Here is a 2,994-nt window from a genome sequence, read left to right as displayed (position 1 = left end):
GAAGTAGAATTCGAGCATATCGGGATTGGATTCTACTCCGGCCTCGCAGAGGTCGACCACAGCTTTATTGTCGTTCTGCCGTACGGCTTCGCCCAAAAGTGTCATACGGGCAGCCGTGTTGGTAGGATCGATATCGAGCACGCGTCTGAGCACGGGGAGCGACTGTTGGTTCATGCCTTTCGACAGGAGGTACTGTGCATAGAGCATGGGCAGATCGGGCTCGTCGGGGTCTTGCTGCATGATGCGGTCGAAGAGGGTGATGATGCGCAGACTGTCGCCGTCGGCCTGCTCGTTGCGGATGATGAGCTGGCGCATGATGTTGGACTTGATGTCGGGCGTCACCTTGCGGTTGAGCAGCAGGGAGTCGAGTTGCTGCTGGTAGAGGGAATCCTGACCCGTTTCTTCGTAATAGCTTGCCAGCGAGTACATGGCCATGGCGTTGTCGGGTTCTTCGGCAAGCACCTGCTGGTAGATGTCGTAGGCTTCGTCTTTCTTGCCGTTCTGCAAGTAGACGTCGCCCAGTACAACGCGGTAGCGCAGATCCTGGGGATATTCGGCCACGAGGTTCTCCATCTCGCCGAAAGCGCGCTTGTTATCGCCCTTGCGCAGATAGATGCGGAACTTCTCAAGGCTGAGCTGTTCGTTCTTGCCCATGCGCTGTTCGAGCAGGTTCAGCACGTCGAGCACCCGGTCGTAGTCTTCCTGCTGGTTGTAGATTTCGAGCAGGCTGTACAGAGGGTCGATACGGGTGGAAAAGCGCTGCACCATATCTTCGAGCAGGACGGTTGCCTTTTCGGCCTCGTTCTGCTGCAGGTAGAGCTGCGACAAGGCCTGAGCGTACCAGTAATTGTCGGGGTCGGCAGCTACGGCCTGTTCGATGGTGGTCGTGGCACGGGCGGGTTGCTTCAGGTAGAGGTAATACTGAGCCAACTCGTACAGGGCCGAAGCGTCGTGCGGATTGATGGCAAGACTGTGTTGCAACAGGTCGAAGGCAGCATCGTAGTCGCCCGCCTGCTTCAGGCGGATGGCTTCGAGGAAGTAGTAGTCGAACTTGCGCTGCTGCTCCTCGGTGAGTTGGGGCACGGGAGCGGCTTCGGCCTGACGCTTCTGCTTGTTGCGCTTCTTCTTCGGCTTTTGGGCGTCGGGCTTCTTCTTGTTGGCAGTGGTGTGAGCACCTGCGATGGCAGCCGATGCCACCGGTCCGCCGGGCAGTCCGCCTACGACGGCGGCATAGGAAGTCATGCACAGGGCGCTCATCCAGAGCGCGAGCAATATTTTTATTCCGAGTTTCATGCTACGTTTGTTCGTTAGTTTTTGCCCGTGTGGCCGAAACCTCCGGCTCCACGTTCTGTTTCGTCCAACACTTCCACTTCCTGCCACACGGCCTGCTCGTGGCGGGCTATCACCATCTGGGCGATGCGTTCGCCGTCTTCGATGACGAAAGACTCGGCCGACAGGTTGACGAGGATGATACAGACCTCGCCGCGATAGTCGGCATCGATGGTGCCGGGCGAGTTGAGCACAGTGATGCCCTTCTTCAAGGCCAGTCCGCTACGCGGGCGAATTTGCGCCTCGAAGCCCGCAGGCAAGGCGATGTAAAGCCCTGTGGGTACCAGGCAGCGCTGCATGGGAGCCAGCGTGATGGGTTCTGTCAGATTGGCGCGGATGTCCATTCCCGCCGAGAGCGAAGTGGCATAAGCCGGAAGCGGATGCTTCGATTTATTGATAATCTGTACGTTCAGCATATTCTTGTTCGGTATTTGGCGCCTGCCCTACCGACGGATGACGACGAAAAGCAGGCCTTGTTTTAACGGGCAAAAATACAGATTTTGAAGCAAACGGACACAATTTTGCAGTTAAATAATGAGAAACACGTTCGAAGCCGCGGGCAAAGGCCGAGTTCCAGAAATCAATCTGACGAAAATCCAGACCAAAAGCAAGCAAAAAGACAGAAAAACGCCCGTTTCAGCAACAACACCTTCCAACAAAACCTGCAAAGCAGGGAAACCGGAAGCAGCCGATATGCAGAAAAGGGCATGAATATACACGAAAAAGAGCCGGATTGTGCATACCTATGCGTCGGAAACGATGCTACACTGCGCCGGAATGCTTGTGCGGAAGGAGAGCAACGCTTGTCCGGCTCGGCTGAAATGCTTGTGTGGCTCGACCGGATTGCTTGTGCGGCTCGGGAAGAAAGCAGACGACGGATGCGAAGAGGGCACTGAACGAAGGTGGGAAGCACCTTTCGCTTCCAGAATATTTGTAAGCATTTCGCTACCAGACTATCCGACAGGCAGATAAGCAGTTCCCGCTTCGAAAACAGCCAGTGCGCCGCACCTCCGGACGAAAAACGCGATTCTGAGGCGACCGGCGCGACAAAGTGTCAAAATGAAAGGAAGCATTTTTTCTGTCGGAAAATAGTGATACATTTGCAGACGGTAAAACATAAGGAACGCAACATGATGAACTGGAACCAACTCCTCTCCGCCAAGCGCTTCGGACTGGAAGAATATCACTCCGAGCATCCCGAGAACCGCTCGGAATTTCAGCGCGACTACGACCGACTCATCTTCTCCGCCCCCTTCCGGCGGTTGCAGAACAAGACGCAGGTATTCCCCCTGCCGGGCAGCATCTTCGTGCACAACCGACTGACGCACAGTCTCGAAGTGTCGTGCGTAGGACGCTCGCTGGGCAACGACGTGGCACGTGCCCTGCTGGCCAGCCAGCCCGAACTGCACGAAACCTTCCTGGCCGAAATCGGTTCCATCGTCTCTGCCGCCTGCCTGGCGCACGACCTGGGCAATCCGCCCTTCGGTCACTCGGGCGAACGTGCCATCTCCACCTTCTTTTCCGAAGGCGGCGGACTGGCTCTGCGCGACCGTCTAACCGACGCCGAGTGGAGCGACCTGACGCACTTCGAAGGCAACGCCAACGCCTTCCGCCTGCTCACCCACCAGTTCGAAGGTCGCCGCCGCGGCGGCTTCGTGCTGACCT

General features: G+C 56.9%; 5 protein-coding genes. 2 read left to right on the top strand and 3 right to left on the bottom strand.

All coding sequences use genetic code 11. The annotated features are described in order from the left end of the window. Both QVP67_RS06680 and dut read right to left on the bottom strand, forming a co-directional pair. A partial coding sequence (locus QVP67_RS06680) for a tetratricopeptide repeat protein (protein ID WP_288179982.1) occupies positions 1 to 1,293 on the bottom strand: 1,293 nt, incomplete at its 3' end. A gap of 14 nt (positions 1,294 to 1,307) precedes the next feature. Continuing rightward, positions 1,308 to 1,742 carry a dUTP diphosphatase gene (gene dut, locus QVP67_RS06675; RefSeq protein WP_288179984.1) on the bottom strand — a complete coding sequence of 145 codons (435 nt, stop codon included), beginning with the start codon at positions 1,740 to 1,742 and terminating at the stop codon, positions 1,308 to 1,310. Between the two features lie 121 nt (positions 1,743 to 1,863). Between dut and QVP67_RS06670 the strand changes: the two genes are divergently transcribed. Further along, positions 1,864 to 2,040 carry a hypothetical protein gene (locus tag QVP67_RS06670; protein WP_022162792.1) on the top strand — a complete coding sequence of 59 codons (177 nt, stop codon included), beginning with the start codon at positions 1,864 to 1,866 and terminating at the stop codon, positions 2,038 to 2,040. A gap of 32 nt (positions 2,041 to 2,072) precedes the next feature. Here QVP67_RS06670 and QVP67_RS06665 read toward each other — a convergent pair whose 3' ends face one another. Continuing rightward, positions 2,073 to 2,270, bottom strand: coding sequence for a hypothetical protein (locus tag QVP67_RS06665; protein ID WP_288179981.1), 198 nt, complete (start codon positions 2,268 to 2,270; stop codon positions 2,073 to 2,075). A gap of 189 nt (positions 2,271 to 2,459) precedes the next feature. Between QVP67_RS06665 and dgt the strand changes: the two genes are divergently transcribed. Continuing rightward, positions 2,460 to 2,994: dGTP triphosphohydrolase (gene dgt / locus QVP67_RS06660; RefSeq protein ID WP_288179983.1), on the top strand; the 535-nt coding region annotated here is incomplete at its 3' end.

The sequence above is a fragment of the Bacteroides sp. CAG:633 genome, assembly GCF_000435115.1.
Lineage (GTDB): Bacteria > Bacteroidota > Bacteroidia > Bacteroidales > Bacteroidaceae > Bacteroides > Bacteroides ndongoniae.
Note: the sequence above shows the minus strand (reverse complement) of the source record. Positions and strands in the feature narration are given on the sequence as shown.